The 2,328-nt window shown below is 46.4% G+C and carries 3 protein-coding genes; 1 reads left to right on the forward strand and 2 read right to left on the reverse strand.

The features are described 5' to 3' along the window. Positions 1-60 precede the first annotated feature (60 nt). Positions 61-687 (reverse strand): hypothetical protein, encoded by a 627-nt coding sequence (locus WCK19_RS18420; RefSeq protein ID WP_342398870.1) that lies wholly within the window; start codon positions 685-687, stop codon positions 61-63. Positions 688-1,561: 874 nt separating this feature from the next. After that, entirely contained in the window at positions 1,562-1,960 is a 399-nt protein-coding gene (locus tag WCK19_RS18425) for a hypothetical protein (RefSeq protein ID WP_342398871.1), read from the reverse strand. A 172-nt stretch (positions 1,961-2,132) separates the two neighbouring features. Between WCK19_RS18425 and WCK19_RS18430 the strand changes: the two genes are divergently transcribed. Beyond that, positions 2,133-2,328 (forward strand): hypothetical protein (locus WCK19_RS18430; RefSeq protein ID WP_342398872.1); only part of this gene is annotated, 196 nt, incomplete at its 3' end.

Here is a 2,328-nt window from a genome sequence, read left to right on the forward strand (position 1 = left end):
CTGGCTGCGGAGTCTGTCCGGCGACCGCTTTATGGGATGAGAGCGGCCCAACGATAGCCCTCAGGTGCGCCGCTGGCAGGTATACTCTGCGCGGCTGATTTTTGGACGTTCGTGAAGAGGGGGTTTTCTGCATACTGATGCGGTAAAATGCCCTTCTATAACATGTCTAGCTTTAACCCGTGCAGAGTATATGTGAAGCGAGGTAGGCGGCAGCACGAGACGGCGTGATAAAAAGCGCCAGGCTACGGGCCGCGCCAGCGGCGTCACCTGCAGGGCGTGGTTGGGCGGCTTGAGGTGTATTCGTATAATATTTAGTGCTTTTATACATAAAATCAAATGGCCCTTGTGATTTGTATTTTTTTGTATATATGCACTCGCCTCTTCTGTGAAAATTACTATTCGTTTTCCTGTCATTTTTGTTTGCATGGTATCTACCATGTCTACTCTATATCCATTCACAATAAGTGTCGCGGTCTTTTTTGTGCATATTAACTTCATATTCACTCTTTCGCCTACAGGAGATCTGTGGCCAGATTCTCCCTTTGCTTTATTACAAACATGCCAACCGGTATTTCCGGCAGGTGAAAATAGTATGCAGTCATAAATATCTCCTTGATGGCTAACCCTGGAATCTAAACGTGCCATATAAAACGAAGTATCAATCGATCCTTTAAAGATAACATTCAATATTGCATCCTTTTCAAGAAAAATATCGCATTCTATGATGCCGATTAAAAAATTAATCTCAGGGCTTATAGGCTGTCTCTGACAATCCGATATCAAGTACGGAAAACGTGTATGTCGCATATTCTTTACCCGAAAAAGTTGGCAAAACTGGTGTTCTAGAGGGCATTTGCCGATGCAAAACAGGATATTTCTTGGTACGAAGTTACCCGTAATCGGATTGTCAGAGACAGCCTAATATACTTGGAGAGATTTATGTGAGGTTCGATTTTTGTGCCTTTAATAAGATCTAGTTCAGGGATCTAGTTTTTCGTAGGTTGCCAATTTTGAAGTGGTCTTCGGAAATCGTAAAATATAACGCTTTCTGATCGGCTTCTGTTGATTAGCAAAGATATCACCCATGCAAAACCAATACTGCCTAATACAATAATTGTTGTGTTCCAATTAGAATAGATGATGTGTACTACTATTGTAACTGAGGCGACGTATAAAAGGATAATTACTATACGCCACTGAAATTGTACCCATCCCCATAAAGACTTCGATAATTGCCTGGAATTTGCCGATACAATTAGAGACATAAGCCAAGATATTATGACAACAAATATACCCGCCAGAGTCTGTTCGAAAATACTATTCAAATTGATCGACATAAAACCTCTACGTGTAAGTACTAGGGCGTAACCCCATAGACATTATACCATCTCCGCCGTTTCAGGGAGGATTTCTTAGGAGGCCATGTCGGGCGGCTTTGGCATACTTCAAGTGTGCTGATTTTTCTATCGACCGTTTAATTAATTACATAATTATGTTTGAAAATGACAGTATCAAGGTTAAGAGATGGGATAATCTTAACCTTGATACCGTCTGCTAAATATTAGTGTCGCACGTACTCTGCGTTGATAGCTGGTTGCCGGATTGTGGCACCGAGGGCGTTAGTTCCCTCAAAGGCACCTGCACCTTTGCCGTAAACGATCACAGCGATCCCCTTCACTACTCCGTCAAGTACGCCAGCGAACTCTACCACCACCGCTTCACGGTCGAAAGCGGAGCCACCTGGAACTTGCACCCAAATCTGCATTCGTGTAACGGTGCCGCCCAAGCCGAACATCCCGCTTTCCCCTTCGCTGATCGTGAATACCTCACCTGTAATCTTAAGTTGCTGGCCACGAAAACGGTCAGGAGCCTTAGCCAACTCCAAGATATTTACTTCAGAGTAGGTCGTATCAAGCGCCACGATGGTAGCGGTGGCGGCAGCAATGGCCTCGGCTGTCAAAGTAGGCACAGCCTCAGCAGTCTGTTGAGCGGCGATTTTTGCTTCGCTTGTCGCTGTCGCTGCCTGAGCCTCAGCTGCTGCCGTCGCTTCGGCGGCTACTGCTGTCTGTGTGGCTGGCTCCAGAGTTGGTGTGCTAGAGGGAGTGACAGTAGGCGTCTCCGTCGGTGCCGAAGTGGGAGTTGCGGTTTGGGTCGGAGGTATTGTTGCGGTGGGTGTGAGCGTGGATGTGGGGATTACTCCCACCGCCATACCTACCGCACGAGTCGTGTTGCGGACGATTGCGAGGGGAACACCACATACGATCAGGATAACGAATAGGCCAATGGAGATGGAGCAACCTTTCCCCAATACACTCTTCCGCTTGGCGA

This window comes from Candidatus Chlorohelix sp., assembly GCF_037138995.1.
In the GTDB taxonomy this organism is placed as follows: Bacteria; Chloroflexota; Chloroflexia; order Chloroheliales; family Chloroheliaceae; genus Chlorohelix.